The sequence below is a fragment of the Moorena sp. SIO4E2 genome (assembly GCF_010671945.1).
In the GTDB taxonomy this organism is placed as follows: Bacteria; Cyanobacteriota; Cyanobacteriia; order Cyanobacteriales; family Coleofasciculaceae; genus Moorena; species Moorena producens.
The window spans coordinates 26,073-42,637 of sequence record NZ_JAAHIE010000017.1; the positions used below are offsets into that span (position 1 = coordinate 26,073).

General features: G+C 43.4%; 16 protein-coding genes and 1 pseudogene. 10 read left to right on the forward strand and 7 right to left on the reverse strand.

Features of this window, described 5'->3' with window-relative positions; translation table 11 throughout:
* Positions 1-206: 206 nt before the first annotated feature.
* Positions 207-842 carry a Holliday junction branch migration protein RuvA gene (gene ruvA, locus F6K37_RS03875; RefSeq protein WP_008191617.1) on the reverse strand — a complete coding sequence of 212 codons (636 nt, stop codon included), beginning with the start codon at positions 840-842 and terminating at the stop codon, positions 207-209.
* A gap of 415 nt (positions 843-1,257) precedes the next feature.
* Positions 1,258-2,025, reverse strand: a complete 768-nt coding sequence (locus F6K37_RS03880; protein ID WP_287248282.1) for a sucrose-phosphate phosphatase — start codon at positions 2,023-2,025, stop codon at positions 1,258-1,260.
* Positions 2,026-2,478: 453 nt separating this feature from the next.
* On the opposite strand from F6K37_RS03880, the gene F6K37_RS03885 reads away from it, so the two are divergent.
* Both F6K37_RS03885 and F6K37_RS03890 read left to right on the forward strand, forming a co-directional pair.
* A complete protein-coding gene (locus F6K37_RS03885; RefSeq protein WP_131827029.1) occupies positions 2,479-2,703 on the forward strand; it encodes a hypothetical protein in 225 nt (74 codons plus the stop codon).
* A 38-nt stretch (positions 2,704-2,741) separates the two neighbouring features.
* Positions 2,742-3,566, forward strand: coding sequence for an MBL fold metallo-hydrolase (locus F6K37_RS03890; RefSeq protein ID WP_287248284.1), 825 nt, complete (start codon positions 2,742-2,744; stop codon positions 3,564-3,566).
* A 208-nt stretch (positions 3,567-3,774) separates the two neighbouring features.
* Here F6K37_RS03890 and F6K37_RS03895 read toward each other — a convergent pair whose 3' ends face one another.
* Positions 3,775-4,158 (reverse strand): DUF2780 domain-containing protein, encoded by a 384-nt coding sequence (locus tag F6K37_RS03895; protein WP_008191623.1) that lies wholly within the window; start codon positions 4,156-4,158, stop codon positions 3,775-3,777.
* Between the two features lie 502 nt (positions 4,159-4,660).
* On the opposite strand from F6K37_RS03895, the gene F6K37_RS44470 reads away from it, so the two are divergent.
* A complete protein-coding gene (locus F6K37_RS44470; RefSeq protein ID WP_353736720.1) occupies positions 4,661-5,053 on the forward strand; it encodes a hypothetical protein in 393 nt (130 codons plus the stop codon).
* A gap of 154 nt (positions 5,054-5,207) precedes the next feature.
* On the opposite strand, the gene F6K37_RS03905 is transcribed toward F6K37_RS44470, so the two are convergent.
* Entirely contained in the window at positions 5,208-6,896 is a 1,689-nt protein-coding gene (locus F6K37_RS03905; RefSeq protein WP_008191625.1) for a potassium channel family protein, read from the reverse strand.
* A 1,421-nt stretch (positions 6,897-8,317) separates the two neighbouring features.
* On the opposite strand from F6K37_RS03905, the gene F6K37_RS03910 reads away from it, so the two are divergent.
* The 4 genes from F6K37_RS03910 to rbsK all read left to right on the forward strand — a co-directional run bounded on the left by F6K37_RS03910 (position 8,318) and on the right by rbsK (position 11,730).
* Positions 8,318-8,725 carry a thiol-disulfide oxidoreductase DCC family protein gene (locus F6K37_RS03910; RefSeq protein ID WP_008191629.1) on the forward strand — a complete coding sequence of 136 codons (408 nt, stop codon included), beginning with the start codon at positions 8,318-8,320 and terminating at the stop codon, positions 8,723-8,725.
* Between the two features lie 234 nt (positions 8,726-8,959).
* A complete protein-coding gene (gene ebsA, locus F6K37_RS03915) occupies positions 8,960-9,334 on the forward strand; it encodes a type IV pilus biogenesis protein EbsA (RefSeq protein WP_008191631.1) in 375 nt (124 codons plus the stop codon).
* A 37-nt stretch (positions 9,335-9,371) separates the two neighbouring features.
* Entirely contained in the window at positions 9,372-10,463 is a 1,092-nt protein-coding gene (locus F6K37_RS03920; RefSeq protein ID WP_287248288.1) for a phosphotransacetylase family protein, read from the forward strand.
* 337 nt (positions 10,464-10,800) lie between these two features.
* Complete coding sequence (gene rbsK / locus F6K37_RS03925; protein WP_008191635.1) at positions 10,801-11,730, forward strand: ribokinase; 930 nt, start codon at positions 10,801-10,803, stop codon at positions 11,728-11,730.
* A 215-nt stretch (positions 11,731-11,945) separates the two neighbouring features.
* Here rbsK and F6K37_RS03930 read toward each other — a convergent pair whose 3' ends face one another.
* The 3 genes from F6K37_RS03930 to F6K37_RS03940 all read right to left on the reverse strand — a co-directional run bounded on the left by F6K37_RS03930 (position 11,946) and on the right by F6K37_RS03940 (position 14,427).
* The gene (locus tag F6K37_RS03930) at positions 11,946-12,509 is read right to left on the reverse strand and encodes a Uma2 family endonuclease (RefSeq protein WP_008191638.1); all 564 of its coding nucleotides are present in this window, start codon (positions 12,507-12,509) and stop codon (positions 11,946-11,948) included.
* Positions 12,510-12,683: 174 nt separating this feature from the next.
* The gene (locus F6K37_RS03935; RefSeq protein ID WP_008191640.1) at positions 12,684-14,183 is read right to left on the reverse strand and encodes a sensor histidine kinase; all 1,500 of its coding nucleotides are present in this window, start codon (positions 14,181-14,183) and stop codon (positions 12,684-12,686) included.
* 97 nt (positions 14,184-14,280) lie between these two features.
* A complete protein-coding gene (locus F6K37_RS03940) occupies positions 14,281-14,427 on the reverse strand; it encodes a hypothetical protein (RefSeq protein WP_008191642.1) in 147 nt (48 codons plus the stop codon).
* Between the two features lie 117 nt (positions 14,428-14,544).
* Between F6K37_RS03940 and F6K37_RS03945 the strand changes: the two genes are divergently transcribed.
* From F6K37_RS03945 to F6K37_RS03955, 3 genes and pseudogenes are all read left to right on the forward strand, one after another.
* Complete coding sequence (locus tag F6K37_RS03945) at positions 14,545-15,672, forward strand: sensor histidine kinase (RefSeq protein ID WP_287248291.1); 1,128 nt, start codon at positions 14,545-14,547, stop codon at positions 15,670-15,672.
* Between the two features lie 91 nt (positions 15,673-15,763).
* Entirely contained in the window at positions 15,764-16,198 is a 435-nt protein-coding gene (locus F6K37_RS03950; protein WP_008191647.1) for a response regulator, read from the forward strand.
* Positions 16,199-16,385: 187 nt separating this feature from the next.
* Positions 16,386-16,565, forward strand: a pseudogene (locus tag F6K37_RS03955) (GNAT family N-acetyltransferase); the annotation flags it as partial.

Here is a 16,565-nt window from a genome sequence, read left to right on the forward strand (position 1 = left end):
GGTTGCAGGTTGGAGGTTGCAGGTTGCAGGTTTCAGGTTTCAGTCAGATTATAGCGGTTCTGTTGTGGGATGAGGTAAACCCAAATTTCTTCAATCTCCTCCCCCTATTGCCACTCTCCCCCTAGTAGCGCTGATCCAGATGTAGCTCACTCGTGGAACCGCTATATTTAGAAACGCTATATTTATGGGTACGATCAGGAATATCATCAGCGACTCAACCAAGCGATCGCTTCTCGAATCCAATCTTCCGCATTCTTACTTTTAGCGACCTGAGTATCCTCACTAATAGCATGGAGTGCTTGAGCGATTTCATCATTTTCATATCCCAAAGCTAACAGGGTCATCTCCACATCTTCCTGAATCCCTGGTGAGAGTCCATTAGCAGATAGTGGGGACTCTACCTCCGATACCTTATGCCATTGAGCCAACTTTGTTTTCAGTTCTAGAGCAATGCGTTCAGCAGTTTTGCTACCCACACCAGGGGTTTTGGATAAGGCACGAATATTACCTGTAACAATCGCTTGGACTAAATTTGGCAATCCCAAGGTGTCCAGTAGTGCGATCGCTAATTGAGCACCAATACCGTTGACACTAACTAATTGACGAAACAAATCCCGCTCAGCGGCTGAGGCAAAACCGTATAGCACCTGTTGCTCCTCCCGGATTTGCAAATGGGTGAAGATTTGCACGGTTTTTTCCGATAAAGCTACGGGCAACTCCTGGGACAAACGGCGAGTAATTTGTATTTCATAGCCAATGTAGTTGACATCTAAAATCAGAGTGACCCGATTACCAGTGCTTTTTTGAATGCTAGCTACTGTCCCCTTGAGATAGCTGATCATTAGTTGAAGGTTTAAGGTTTAAGGTTTAAGGTTTAAGGTTGAAGGTTTAAGGTTGAAGCTTGCTTAAAGGTTGGTTAAAGGTTGAAGGTTGGTTTAAGCTTGGTTTAAGGTTGTACTCCACCACGAAAATAGTGAAGGATAGTTGAGAGCATAACTTGCAACTTACCAACCTGCAACTTGTAACTCGATTAACCTACAACTTGTAACTCGATTAACCTACAACTTGTAACTCGATTAACCTACAACTTGTAACTCGATTAACCTACAACTTGTAACTCGATTAACCTGCAACTTGTAACTCGATTAACCTGCAACCTACCAACCTGCAACTTTTAACTCGATTAACCTGCAACCTACTAACCTGCAAGTTGTAACTCGATTAACCTGCAACTTTTAACTATTAACTATTTCTTATTTATTGGCGATCATTACTGACAAAAAAGCTAAAATAACTTAAACCTTCTATTATACCACCTGCACAGTGATCTTGAGCCAGGTAATGGTAATCTGCTGAGTTGTTTTCGTACCACTTGCGAAGTTCTGGTCGGGCGTTACCCACTATAATTCCTCGGGAAAAGCCAACGCTAAATAAGGCAATGTCATTTCCTGAGTCGCCACAAACCACTGTCCGTTCCGGCTCAATTCCCCACTGTTGCCGTAAAAATTCTACCGCTAGACCTTTATCGCTATTGCTGGGTAGAATGTCTAAGTCTTTCCCACCACTATAGATCAACTTGAAATTAAGACCCCTTCCTTGAAGCTGAGATTCCAGTTGAGGTAGCACCCTCAAAGCTGCTTCTTCCGTCAGGTGATAGCTGACTTTAAAGGGACGTTGTTCTGATTCTACTTGAGGAATTAAGTCAGGATATTGGGCAGCCGTTTCCACAATCATTTCCCGATCCCAGCCTTCAGATAACTTGGACGACCAGTCTGGATTGGGTGTATCTTGGCCATCATTATCATAAATTTCTGTACCCACAGAGGTGATCAGAGCATCTGGATCAAGAAGTGGCTTCTCGGCTTTCAGCTGGTGGTAGGAACTATGGGATCGCCCTGTAGCATAAACGATTCTTGTACCATGTTCTTGGCGATGCTGACTTAGCAGAGGGTTCAGTTTAAGCAGAGCCTCATCATCCCCTACTAGAGTATTGTCAAGGTCAGTTACAAACAGAAATTTAGTCACGAGATGCTAAGAGGTTCGGGTATTGCCTTATTGTCCTACATAAGTTGGGTTAAAACATAGTTGGGTTAAAAATGCGCTTTGGTTAATCGCGCTTTAGCTACAATTGAATTAGCTATATCCCCTGGTAGCAAGCGCAATCCCTATGACGAACGAGAGTTAGACAGTTATGGCTCATCTCAACCAACGCCGCGCTCAAAATATCACTGGTGACTTTTACCAAAAAAATGGGTAATCGCGCCCCGTCCTTCTAGGACGGCTTTTAAGTTGACGCTTATCTAGCGCCAGGTTATAATTAAAATATAGGGTACAGGCTGAAAAACCGTAGGCTGAGCCGGGAGAGAGACCCGTAACTTATCGACCTTAAAGTAGTAATGCCCGGAGGGTAGGGAATCTCCTCCTTAAAAACCCAATCATCAATTAACAGTTGGTGTGTGAACCCAGAAGAATCACACTTTGAAAAAAAAACGGTACGGTGGGGCACACCGGAACCAAACGAAAGGAAGAGAAACAGACTTTTTAAGGCACTTCCAAAGAGTAGTTAAACGCCTAAGGAGAACTGCCCTCTGGGTCTATGGTGAATTAACTAGGAATTTAGTCTTAACGGATTCTCGGTTGAGTATTGTCTTGTTTTTGGCGGCGTCAAAGATGAGAACTCCATGGTTTAAGGCGGCTCGTTGATCTAGGAATCCCCGCGCCTAAAGGCCGGGGAGTGTCAAGTGGATAGCAGCTGTATTGATTGTGATGCCTGCCGTTGGATGACTCCGGAAGTGTTTCATCGTGCTGATCACCAGTCTGCAGTTTATCATCAACCTGCTAATGATACAGAACGCTTGAGAGCTCTTCAAGCCCTATTATCTTGTCCCACCTCTTCTATTGGTACTGTTGAGAAACCTAAAGACATTAAAGACGCTCAGCATAGTTTCCCCATCCCAGTAGCAGAAAATGTCTACCATTGCGGCTACCATTCAGAAAACTCCTACGGTGCTGCTAGCTACCTTATCCAACGCCCCCAAGGCAATATTTTAATCGATTCTCCTTGCTTTACACCACCACTAGTCAAACGTCTAGAGGCAATGGGTGGGATTCGTTACATGTTCCTGACCCATCGGGATGATGTGGCAGATCATCACAAGTACAGACAGCATTTCCAGTGCGAACGCATTTTGCATAGAGATGACATTACCACTGATACCCGTGATGTGGAAATTCAGCTCACTACTTCTAAGCCTTATCCCTTAGACAAGGATCTGTTGATTATCCCCGTTCCTGGTCACACCAAAGGTCACACGGTTCTACTGTACAATAACAAATTTCTCTTCACGGGTGACCATCTTGCTTGGTCTGATCAACTTCAGCAACTGATTGCCTTTCGTCGCTACTGCTTCTACTCCTGGAAGGAATTAATCAAGTCAATGGAGAGGTTAACCAACTACTTGTTCGAGTGGGTATTACCAGGACATGGACGCCGGTATCATACTGATGCTCAGACTATGCAAGATCAGCTGAACCAGTGTCTTGTCTGGATGAAGCATCAAGGATGAAGCATCAAGGATGAAATTAAGTGACCACCTAAAACATTCTCCCTCATCCCTTAGACATCTCCAAAAATTAACCTCAAACCCTTGCACTGCCTGGGTCAAAACCGAGTTTATGGAGATGTCTCTTTGATGACCTGACTTTGGGAAAACATACCCAAGTCTTGGGTTGATCCCTCATTACCATCACATATCAGCCATCCAATCAATCGCTCTAGCTCAACACTTTTGCCAAAAGGTTTTTGATCTCGTCCCCACCTTGGTTTTGAACGAAAGAGAGGACTATCGGTAGAAATTTGGAAATCATCCCACTATCCATGCCTAGTTGAGAAAAACCTGCTGCCAGGGTAGCTAGAGTGCCTAATTGTCCAACGCCACCACCCATTGATGCCGCTAATCCTCCCAAGGCTCCCATCATGCCACCACTTTTTGGTGCTGCTTGGAGCAAATCATTTATTCCTGGAATAGATTGCAGTACTGGGGCAAAACTCTCATCTCCCAGCTTGTCCTTGGCCAGTTGGAAAATAAGTCCAGCTCCGCCTTGGGCTTGATTCTCTTGCACTCCCAGGTTTTCGGTTAACAGTTGAATCAGTTCCATAGATGCTCTCTTATTCGATTGCTATATCGTTGCCGCCTTAATTTAACATCGGATAGCAAAAATAATCATTTATTTACATTTTTTTAACATAGTTATCTATCACTATTTATATTTTATCTTTTTGAACACAATCCATAACAATTTATAACATTTATACACAACTAGTAACTTAGAGTAGTAAGTTCCTTTTTGGGCTATAAGCTAGGTGAATTTAAGGGTTAAGGAAATTAACAAAAAATTAATTATTAATCTATAGCAATGGGATCGGATTCGTGAACAGTAACAGGTTTTACTCAGGATTCAGGAACGATCCGACTCAGGGCGATTTTCAAGAAAAAATTGCTAGATTACATTTGTTAGATTACATTTGATTACAGGAAACCGCTGCAATCTTAACTAAATTACTAAAAAATATAAAGTATTGATAATATAAATAAAATATCGCTCTTAAGCTGAATAATTGTTTTCCAAGTTACGTAAAATAAAATCCAGATAAAAGACTTTGACCTATCTGGAGGTTTCTATGGTCAGCTACGCATCACCAATGGGAATGGGAGTTAAGTTAACAGCTAACCCAGGGGATAGGATTGCCACTGAACCCCAAACTATTGAGGAAAAAGCGAAGCAGGTTGCTGTGGATACGATTGATATTACAGGGGATCACATCAAAGTTCCCACTTACTTTGTCGTGAAATACCCTGATGGTGAAACCAAGGCACTACACCATGTGAAGGATGCTGAAGCAATTTCCGATGTGATTCGGCAAATGCAACTGCAGCAAAAAGAGTGGCCTCAAGAATCAGAGGAAGTTAAACATTGGTTAAACTTACCTGGTATGCTTCTGATATTGGCTGGTTTCTTAATCACTTCCATTGTCCTAGTCGGTATTTTCTAGCTACCCTAATCCTGCACGAGTAATCATGGATAATGAGTGATGAATGATCAACCTTAGACTATAGCTAGGGTTTTATCATTCATCCTTCATCGTCGATAATTTCCAGATTAGATCCCATGGCTTCGATTTAGATCCCATGGCTTCCATTTTTAACTCACATCACCATCATTTGAGGCGGTGTTGTGCGCCACAATTGCTCTAAACCAACTGCTGGCATAGTTAGATACAAAAGATCACCAGCGGCTAGGTTAATTTCCAATAAATCCCAGCCATGAATCGTTTGATACTTCGTTTCAAGATACAGTGGCACAAAGTCAGCGGATCTGGCAGCATCTTTAACACGGCGTCCACAGAAGGGATGATCGGTGGTAATCTTAGTGGCTAAGGCAACCCAAAGCGTATCACCAATCATACCATTGCCTAACACTTGTCCACCTAATGCTGCAGCTGCAAAAGAAGGAGTGGCTAATTCTGTGGGAGAGAATACTGCTTCAAATTCAAATACTTGCTGTACCATGTGGGAAAAGTGGGGGTCTTGATTGCGGACAACCACTGACAATTTAGAAGCTAGACTTTTGGCACTTAGAGCAATTTCTAAATTGGCTGTATCATCACTCGTAACTGCTAAAAGGGCTTCTGCTCGTTGGATGTGTGCTGCTGTGAGTGTAGCAGGTAAACTGGCATCTCCGTGAATGACTGCAATACCTAGAGAACGAACAATGTTCAGGAAACGATTGTTGGGGTTACTTTCAATCACCACCAATTCATGGCCTTGGGCATGAAGTTGGTAGAGGATTTGGACTCCTACATTTCCCAGTCCACATACAACATAGTGATTTCTGTAGGGAACTCTCGCCGCATCCCAAAACTGTTTGAGTCGGGTACCTAAAACAAAATCGTTTAGTAGAGCATAGCAAATGCCAATCACACCAGCCCCTACTAACATCATCACAGCAGTAAATACCTTAATAGTGTCCGGGGACTTTTCTGCTACTTCTTCTTGACCACCAGCACCGGTAATCATACCCACAGAAAAATATAGAGCATCAACAATAGAGGTTTCTAAGTTGACACACACATAAGTCAATGTGGCCGTAAAAATTATCAGGAGTAGGAAAAGGGTCACTACTAACATTGGTTGAGCATGATGCTGAAACTGTTGTAAGTTTGTGAAGACTTTCAGCAGTTTCTGTAGCCAGGATTGGCGTTTAGGACGAAACCGAGGCTGAGTACCAATAATTAAGCGATCGCCAGGTTGTAACTGTTTGCCCTGAGCTACTGCGGAAACTAAATCTAAGTTCGAGTCCATCGGTAGGTAGTAGATCAACATTCGTGATCGCTCATCCCACAGGTCACTCAACTGTGTTCCCATCCAAGGGTGGCTTTCGGTGATAATTTCTTCGTGTATCGGCCAGGTTTGATTGTATAGCTTGAGTTGCCCAATGGCTCGATTCCCCATTGCTGCGAAGGCAAATACCGGTGCTGCTAGAGAAGAAACACTCATGCTGACATGATCGGGTAGGGTCTGATCTAAACGAGTACCCAGGCTGGTATTAAACAATCGGTTAACGATCCGAATCCGGGGATTAATCACTCGTGCCTGAGTCAGGATTGCCAGATTGAGAGCATCGTCATTACAGGCCAGAACCAGGGTTTGGGCATGTTCGAGTCCAGCTGCAAGTAGGGTAGAAATAGCCCGCAAGTCTCCAATAATAATATTGTTTTCGTCACCAGGCATTATTCTGTTGCTGATGCCAACAACAGCTACTCCCTGCTGCTTCAGTAAGCGGAATATTTTGTATCCAGTGCGACCCAAGCCACAGATAATGATGCGGGGTTTCATGTGTCAAGCTTGTTGACCGAAATAATTTTTGTCGTTTTGCATCTAGCTAAGTGTTCTTTTACAATTCTTATCCAAGATAGCTCAAAGAAATGTAGCGGAAGACACTGCTGCTAGTTAGAAAGGGTAAAATCTCCCCGCTTAAGCCATTCCGGTAAGCTGCTGACCCTCTAATTTGCCTATTTCAGTAGGGTGATCAGGAGATGGGGCAACGGATGGGTTAACAGATGTAACGGATGGGGGGATAAGGGCATGGGGGTGCCGGAAAGCCTGTAATTTGAATAGGCATTAGTTGAATAGGACTTAGACATTATGATATATTGATTTATTAAGCACAAAATCAATATAGTTCTAAGCTGTCGCGGATTTAAATTGTATAGCTTTGAGTAAGCTCGAAAAACTGATTAACCCTATGCCCTGCTGCTCTGGTTCCCTGCCCCCTTGCCGATTCAATATATAAAATAAAATTAAATATATAGATCTATAAATTAGATGTAGATGCCTCACAGCTGATCACTCCCTCACCCCCTCACCCCCTGATCCCTTCATTTTCAAAGGAACTGGCTACAAATATCTACCAAGGTGTACTAGGAATGGGGCAGCCTCTCAATGGCTGGAAGCGTGTATTGACTTAATAGGGCAACCTCCTGCTCGTATATGAACTCGCTGTAGTCAGCTAGATTGTCCAGCCCCAGAAAGTTGAGGATGATCTCAGCTGCTAGCCAAATCGCTATTCTAACCAATAACTGCCGCCATCGTATTATCATTGCATCAGACCTCCTGACTATAGGTGAGGGAGGTTAGGTTTATGGTTGTGATAATCTGTTCAATTTAGTTATCAGCCTCAATTTTGTCTTTTATGCGACCGAAACCAGCAATTCCGTCCCGGTGCGCTTACAGTCGTCGAATTTAATTTGCCACAGGTCGCACCGCTGCCCGAGATAACTTGACCGTTTACTTCCCCCTACTGCATTTTGCCGAAAAACCTGAGGAAGCTAGTTACAGTGTCAAATACTGATGTGGGTAATTGTGTTGGCAAAATGTAAAATTTATGTTTATGAGCTAGTAGTCTGTCAATTTAGTTTTGAGGGTAATGGTGGGACGATGTTAGGTGGCACGGTGTTAGCTCAAAAGTCTTCATACCTGATCCAAGCGTGCGATCGCGCCCTTCATCCAAGCGTGCTATCATGCCTAAATCCTGCCCGGTGCGCTTACAGTTGTCGAATTAAATTCGCTATTTGTGCGTTTTCCAATGGTCGGGGAACCCGGCCTTTGGTCGCGCCTTCGGGTCGCACCGCTTGGTGAAAGCTTAAATTCAAACTTGACAGGGCACTAGCCGCAATGTTTAGGACTACTGTAGTAGTCCTAAATACGGTTATAAGCTACTTTGGGGCAGATAAACTAGGATTTAGGAAAGAAGCTGAATGGGATATCACGTTATTTACGATGGCGATTGTAATCTTTGTGTCACTCTGGTACAGCTACTAGAAAATCTGGATCAGGGCAAGCTATTTGATTACATACCGATGCAGGATAAAGAAGCTTGCGGCAAATTACAGGTAACACCTCTCGAGTGTGAGATGGGTATGATTTTGATCGATGCTTCTTCTGATGATTGCCGATGGCAAGGAAGTGATGCCGCTGAAGAGATTGGGCGTCTATTGCCATTGGGTAATATCTTTGTATCCGCTTATCGGGCAATGCCTGGGGTGAAGTCGGTAGGCGATCAGGTTTACGAGCAGATTCGGGATAATCGTTACAGTTGGTTTGGTAAGCGTTCTACTACGTATAAATCGGTTTATCCAGTAGGTTGCAAGGCTAATCCCAGTTGAGGCTAGACTAGAGACTCAATCAACTTTTATCAGCTAACAATTAATTATAAACACATAAGCCCCTATTATAAACTGTGGGGATAAGCTTAACCTATAGGAAAGTTCAATGTAATGTATTAGAATATTTATTTTCCTGGACTGATCATCTGATCGTGATGGGTTTTCCATCACGGAGATTGTCCCATAGGAATAGTTACATCAATACCATCAACGGCAATTGAGTGATATTCAGCCATGTCGATCGAAAAACTTAAGCCTGCCGACAAAGGAGCTGTCGGGATTTATGTGCCCTACTACCAGGGTAATAAACGGAATCTTTTACCTATAGCAATTAGCCTCTACCAACAAGGGTCTTTGGAAGGTCGTCGCCACATAGAAGGTGGTGATAGTATTCCCTTCGTTGCTACTTGGTTTGTATCTAATCTTCCTTCGGAATTAACTCGTTGCCGATTACAGTTTGATGGTAACGCGGATCTCAGTTACGAACTTACTATGCAAAATTCTGAGTTTGTGAATTACTTAATCGAAGTGATTATGAACTTTAAGCGATCGCGCATAACGGATTTTTCCAAGGCATTCTACCGCAAACTGCTACGCATTGATGAATAAACAACCAGTTTTATAGTTATAGGAGTGTAAATAAGGGGTGTCAAAATCCGCTAAGTATTTACTAATTGGGTCAACAGAAGCTTACAGCGGTAAGTCAGCAACGATCCTGGGAATTGCCGATCAACTCCAAGCAAAAGGGATAACGATTGCCTACTGTAAACCACTGGGTACCTTTTTGAGTAGCAATCAAGGGTCAACGATAGAGGAAGATGTCCAGTTTATCACTGAGATACTTAAGTTGCCGGAGAACATGGTGCGATCGCCTTTGCTGTTTATGGATGCTCAAACCATTGAAAAACGCTTGGGAGGACAAGACTCAACAGATTACCGTCAGTCTCTTCAAGACTATCTCCAACCACTAAGTAGTGATGTAATTTTGGTGGAAGGAGCAGGAACCTTGAGTGCGGGGACTCTGTTTAACTTATCATTACCAAAAGTTGCTCAGACAATTGATGCTGCTGTCTTGTTGGTGGCTCGTTTTCACTCGGTTTTACTAGCAGATGCGTTGTTATTTGCTAAGCAACGTCTGGGAGAAAGCTTACTGGGAGTTTTAATTAATGATATTCCCCAAAACAAGCTATCAAGGGTAAAAACAACATTGAAACCGTTTCTGGAACGGCAAGGAATCCCAGTATTGGGAATGATGCCTAGAAATAATCTGTTGCGCAGTGTTAGTGTTCGGGAACTGGTACGTCAGTTGCAAGCTAATGTGCTATGCTGCCCTGACCGTTTGGATTTGATGGTGGAAAACTTGACCATTGGGGCGATGAATGTCAATGCTGCTCTGAAGTATCTACGCAAGGGCGTTAATATGGCGGTGGTGACCGGAGGCGATCGCCCAGACCTTCAGATGGCTGCTCTAGAAACCTCAACCCACTGTTTAATCCTTACCGGTCAAGTTCAGCCTCAATCAGTTATTCTCAGACGTGCTGAAGAGTTTGAAATTCCAGTACTTTCCGTTGATTTAGACACCCTCACTACTGTTGAGATTATTGACAATTCTTTTGGTCAAGTACATCTCCATGAAGCAATTAAGGTGGAGTGTATGCAACAGATGATGAATGAATATTTCGATATTGAGCAGTTGATAAAGCTCCTTGAATTGAAACCATATAAACCAGATTTATAAATGCATTATTTTAAGGTTGAAAGGTTATAATGTTGTTCGCAATTTGGATTAGATTAGGGGAGGTTGGCAGGTTTTAAACTTGTCAGTTTTTCAGGTTAAAGGTTGTCATTTTTAAGTTTAAAACGTTCAATTTTAACCTTACTCAACAAATTGTAACTCTGTTTAAGGTAACTCTATTAAATTAAATAGGAAACCAATTATGGTTGTTGTTACCATTAATCTTGAAGGTGGTCAGGTTATAATGTTGAAGGTTAAAACGTTCAACGTTCAACGTTCAACTTGCTTGCCTTGTAACTCTTTTCAACTTTAAACTTGCTAAGTTGTAATTCTGTTAACTATGAAACCAGTTATTGTTTTCGGTAGTATCAATATGGATTTGGTAGCCAAAACTCCCCGGTTACCAGTTCCAGGTGAAACACTACAAGGCCATGAATTTTTTACTGCTCCTGGTGGGAAAGGGGCTAATCAAGCTGTGGCGGTGGCACGGTTGGGTATCCCCACTAAAATGGTGGCCCGCATCGGTAGTGATGATTTTGGAACTCAGCTACACCACAGTCTAGGGGTAACGGGTGTTGACACTGATAGCGTTTTGGTTGAGGAGGGGGTCAGTTCTGGGATTGCAGTGATTTCCGTGGATCAGGCTGGGGAGAATACCATTATTTTCTTGGCTGGTGCTAATGGGCATGTTAATGAAACTGATGTGGAACGCCTCAGTAGTTTGTTGCCAGAAGCCGCTGTTTTATTGATGCAGTTGGAGATTCCCATGTCCGTGGTGCTCTTAGCAGCAGCGGCAGCTCAGAAAGTGGGTTGTCCAGTGATTCTTGACCCAGCACCAGCTCAGGAGTTGCCAGAGGAACTGTATGGCATGGTGAATATTATGACACCGAATCAGTTGGAAGCCTCTGTACTAGTGGATTTTCCTGTGGATACCATAGAGTCAGCCAAGAACGCATCGGAAGTACTGTTGCAACGAAGTGTGGATACGGTGATTGTGACCTTAGGAGAGCAGGGGGTTTTCTGTGCCACTGGTTCTGAATCGTTCTTCGTCCCTGCTTTTTCTGTTGATGCTGTGGATACTGTGGCGGCTGGAGATGCGTTTAATGGTGCAATGGCTGTGGCAATAGCCAAAGGGTTACCCTTGCGGCAAGCGGTAGTATGGGGAGCTGCAGCTGGGGCGCTTGCTGTTACTAAGGCTGGGGCTCAGCCCTCTTTGCCTGATCAAGAGACATTCAATGCCTTTCTCACAGAAGTAGGTATTAGGTATTAGGTAATAGCTATGATAGCATGATAGTCTGAGATATTACATATTAGATATTAATTTTTAGATATTAGTGATTGGTAATAGATCATTTACCCGGAGTTGGCTAGTATTGTAAATCCTGATTGTGGATCTAAACATTATTACTAATTAATCCAGTTTGAGCAAATTATTGAGGTTTGGTAGTACGTTTATCTAAAAAATCAGCCCTTAAGCACTCACTACTATACAGTAACATCCTCATAAATTAAGGAGATGGGACAACTAAAATCAATGCTGGTCAAGTGAATTTCGTCTCCTTCTGTGTAGGGATTGAGTTCCCATTTCCCTTGTGGATTGCGCCGGAAGCACTCGATAGTGATCTGTTGAGTATCAATCAAAAGGTATTCTTGTAAGGTTTTGATGCGGCGATAGTTAGCAAATTTGCGACCTCGGTCAAAGGCTTCAGTGGAGGGAGAGAGTACTTCCGCAATCAGACAGGGATGATAAATGACTTTGAGCCGATTGCTGTCTCGTTGATCGCAGGTTACCATGACATCCGGGTAGTGAAAAGGTCCTTTTTCTGATACACCCACTTTGACACTAAAGATAAAAGGACGACACGAACCTCCCCGTAGATGGCTTTTTAAGGCAGTCGCAAGATTCAGAGCAATGGTTCCGTGGGGAATAGTTCCCCCAGTCATAGCATAGACTTCGCCGTCGATGTATTCATAGTTGAGTTCTTGCTTTTCCTCCCAGTCTAGATAAGCTTCGGGAGTCATGTATTCTCCCTGATAAGAAGCAACCATAACCACCTCACTTATTGAGTGATGTCTTTTATGTCCTGTTTTGGAGCTAGTTGAGCTTATTTTCAACTATAGCGCGAAACTACCTCTGACTACAGAGGGATGTTCCTTTGGAAGCGCTACGCGATCGCATTGTCAATTTTGGCAGACACATGATTATACAAAATATTTTTGCTTTCATACCTGCTCGCTTTCGACAGGGCTTTCAGCCTTGCTTTTTCTAAAAACGGGTATTGTAACTGTAAAGGTTGTCCCTTGGTTGAGAGTGCTTTCAACTTCGATTTGACCGTGGTGATTCTCAACTATTGTTTTAGCGATCGCTAAACCTAGCCCTGCTCCTTTTGCTGTATCATAGGGTCTGGCTGGATCAGCTCGATAAAAGCGATCAAAAATATGAGGTAATGCTGATGCACAGATGCCTTGACCGGAATCAGTTACCTTGACTTGAAGCAGGAATTGCAGGTTTCTTGCCCTACGTTTGCTGGGAGGTTCTAACTGTTGTAATTCCACTTGAATAAATGCTTCCCCTGGAGTTTTGGTAGAGGCTGGTGTGTATTGGACAGCGTTATTCACTAGATTGGTAAATAAACGTGCCAATTGATTCCAATCCCCCTCAAGGGTAAAGGCATCTTCGTCCAATGTTGGATTTTGGAACCCTTTACTAGGGCAGGGTGGCAGAAATACCTGATCAGCCCCCATCTCTTCCTCTGTCTGCTCTGTCTCCTTTGTTCCCTCTGTTAACTCTGTGCTCTTTTCCTGATCGGGATTGGGGATTTCAATCAAGTAAAGGGAAATGCGTTTTTCTGTAGCAATCGGCTGTTGCTCCTCGATCACTTCCATCAGCAAAGCATCCAGGTGGACTAATTGCCACTGGGGTTTTACCATACCGCTATCAGCACGAGCCAAAAACAGCAGGTCATTCACCAGTCTTCCTAAGCGCTGGGTTAATCGCTCTATCACTTCGAGTTGGTGCCGTTGCAACTCAGATGCTAAATCGGGATCCCCCAGAGCAACTTGCACGTTAGTCTGAATCGTCGCAATTGGGTTTCTGAGTTCGTGGGAGGCATCAGCAGTGAATTGTTTGAGCCGTTGGTACGACTCCCGTACTGGCTTCATAGCCATACCAGATAGTAACCAACCAATAGCACCAGTAGAGATAATCATCACCACTGTACCTAGAGTCAGATCAAATATCAGTTGGTGGCTGGGTTTGGTGACTTCAAACCATGGGTGGCTAACCCGTAAATAACCCAAGATATAATCCTCGATTTGCACCGGTTGGGTTAACTGTCGCAGGAGATGCTCTGCTGATAAATGAACTGTTGCCCTAGTGGTGTTGGCCTTTAACGGAATAGTTAAGGGTTCTGAGAAGGTTGACCACAGCAAATCCCCCTTCGGACTAAACCACTCCAGGTCAATGTGGTCATCTTCTACCCCATCACTATTGTCTCGAAAACTGGCTTCAATGTTGAATTGGTAGGGACTCTCGCCATCATCCACAGGTTGAATCACCAGTGATCGCTCTACCACTTCTACGACATGTTTGAGGGTGTCATCAACCCGTTCAATCAGGGTGTGGCGGACATAAAGATAGACACCAGTTGCAAATAGTAACAGTAAGACTGCTGTGACCGTAGTATACCACAGAGCAAGGCGTCGGCGAGTAGTTTGAAACATGATAATTTAACAGACATCAAAGATCAACAGGACTTACGCCGCCAAGCCGGTTTATTAAAATAATTACACCGATTCCAGCCTTTGATTTATGAGGTGCCTAAGTCCTGATCAAATCCGGTTGACTAATGATCATATCTAGGATCGGGTCATGGGTAATGGCTACTATCAATTCCAGTAGGATCGGATTGAGCACAACTGAGAAGCGAACCAGTTGCTGCCAGTGTAGAGTAATAACTGAGGTCAAAGCTAAAATTGATATCGTCTCCGGTTAAATCGTTCTTGTTTGTAGAGACTTGGTCTGCAACGTCTCTACACAGAAGGTTTGATTGATTGTTCCTTCTCCGACTTGTCTGCCAAAAGAATGAGCCTTCAAAAAAGCGATCGCAAACCAGCAAAACTATTTCTAAGCTCTCGGGAAGACCTCTTGGAGTCCCTAGTCGAAAATTCTCCCGAGTGTATAGCGGTATTTGACCGGGAATTTCGTTATGTCTATGCTAATCCGGCCTTGTCACAGGCATTTGGGATAGCCCAGTCAGAATTAATCGGCAAAACCCATCATGACCTCCAGATGCCAGAAGACTTTATCCACTTATGGGATAGAGCGATGGAAAAGGTGTTTGCCACAGGTCAAGAAAAGAGGATTGAATTCCAGTGGATCACAGAGAATGGGCGACAGTTTTATCAATCCTGTCTGGTACCAGAGTTGGCCAGTCATGGTTCAGTAGAATTTGTGTTGGGGTATAGCTGTAACATTAGCGATCGCATAACCAATACAGAATTTTCAAGGTCGATTGAGCAACTACAGAATTCTAACCGAGAACTGGAACAGTTTGCTTATGTGGCTTCCCACGATTTACAAGAACCCCTGCGGAAAGTCAAGAGTTTCACAGAATTGCTGGTGGAAGAGTACCAGGGGAAATTGGATGGCGAAGCAGACAAATACATGGCTTACATTGTTGATGGTGTCTTCCGGATGCAGACTCTGATTAAAGATCTGCTCGCCTACTCCCGTTTGGGTAGGTCTGAACTGACCTTTGAACCCACAGATATAGCTGAAGTGCTTGAGCAGGTTCTTGAAAACTTGAGTGTTACCATTAAAGAAAATCATGCTGTCATCACCCATGATCCACTACCAACTATCCCAGCTAATCCTCAACACATGGTGGAATTGTTCCAGAATCTAATCAGTAATGGCATCAAATTCCGTTCCGAGGCAACTCCTGAGATTCACATTGAAGCTCAGTTGCAGGAATCCCAATGGTTAATAGGGGTTCGAGATAATGGTATTGGTATTCCAAGCAAGTATGCTGAACGAATTTTTTCCATATTCCAACGGCTACATGGTAGGAGCAAGTATCCCGGTACCGGGATTGGTTTAGCCATTTGTCAGAAAATTGTCCAGTGTCACGGCGGAAATATTTGGGTCGAATCCGAGTCTGGTGTTGGCTCAAGATTCTATTTTACCCTGCCAATTCATCAGAGTTGGTAGCCAAATATGACTCATGGGTTTGTGGATAAAAAATCAATAATAAACGATATTATAACCAATTTCAAATAACCCAAGTTCAAATAACTATGATATGTACAGTAAATTCCCTGAAATTCTGCTAATAGAAGACGATCCTGGAGATATAGAACTCACCAGGAAAGCACTCAACAAAGCGAAACTGGCGATTAACCTCCATGTGGTTATGGATGGTACTCAAGCCCTGGCTTACCTGTACAGAGAGGGGGAGTATGCTGATTCCCAGCAACCTGACTTAATTTTGCTAGACCTAAACCTGCCTGGGATGAATGGACAAGAGATTCTCCAGCATATCAAAGGTGATGATAACCTCAAGCAAATACCCGTTGTGATGCTGACCACTTCAGATGCTCAGGAAGATATTGTAAAAAGCTATGACTTGGGAGCTAACTGTTATCTTAAAAAACCAATTAGCTTAAAAGAATTTGACAAGATTATCGAAGCCCTAGAAGATTTCTGGTTTAGTGTTGTGAAACTACCGCCGCCATAAACTAGCTGGAATTCAAAATTCAAAATTCAAAATTCAAAATTCAAACATGTTTAACTAGTGGTAAAGATGTAGCGGAATTCAAAATTCAAAATTCAAAATTCAAAATTTTTACATGTCTAGGTAGTGGTAAAGATCTAGTGGTTTGGCTACGGTCTGGTCAAGGTAACGGGAGCTAAAATCGCTACTTTTGTACAACTACCCTTCTTCCCTCTCCCCTCTCCCCACAGTCTTCCCCCGATTCCCGATTCCCGATTCCCGATTCCCGATTCCCGATTCCCGATTCCCGATTCCCGATTCCCGATTCCCGATTCCCGATTCCCGATTCCCGATTCCCGATTCCCGATTCCCGATTCCCGATTCCCGATTC

Coding starts and splice junctions, on each gene's coding strand:
- ebsA (WP_008191631.1), top strand. CDS start 8,960: ATGTCGATCGAAAAACTTAAGCCTGCCGACAAAGGAGCTGTCGGGATT.
- F6K37_RS03895 (WP_008191623.1), bottom strand. CDS start 4,158: ATGGAACTGATTCAACTGTTAACCGAAAACCTGGGAGTGCAAGAGAAT.
- F6K37_RS03935 (WP_008191640.1), bottom strand. CDS start 14,183: ATGTTTCAAACTACTCGCCGACGCCTTGCTCTGTGGTATACTACGGTC.
- F6K37_RS03905 (WP_008191625.1), bottom strand. CDS start 6,896: ATGAAACCCCGCATCATTATCTGTGGCTTGGGTCGCACTGGATACAAA.
- F6K37_RS03945 (WP_287248291.1), top strand. CDS start 14,545: ATGAGCCTTCAAAAAAGCGATCGCAAACCAGCAAAACTATTTCTAAGC.
- F6K37_RS03950 (WP_008191647.1), top strand. CDS start 15,764: ATGTACAGTAAATTCCCTGAAATTCTGCTAATAGAAGACGATCCTGGA.
- F6K37_RS03910 (WP_008191629.1), top strand. CDS start 8,318: ATGGGATATCACGTTATTTACGATGGCGATTGTAATCTTTGTGTCACT.
- rbsK (WP_008191635.1), top strand. CDS start 10,801: ATGAAACCAGTTATTGTTTTCGGTAGTATCAATATGGATTTGGTAGCC.
- ruvA (WP_008191617.1), bottom strand. CDS start 842: ATGATCAGCTATCTCAAGGGGACAGTAGCTAGCATTCAAAAAAGCACT.
- F6K37_RS03930 (WP_008191638.1), bottom strand. CDS start 12,509: ATGGTTGCTTCTTATCAGGGAGAATACATGACTCCCGAAGCTTATCTA.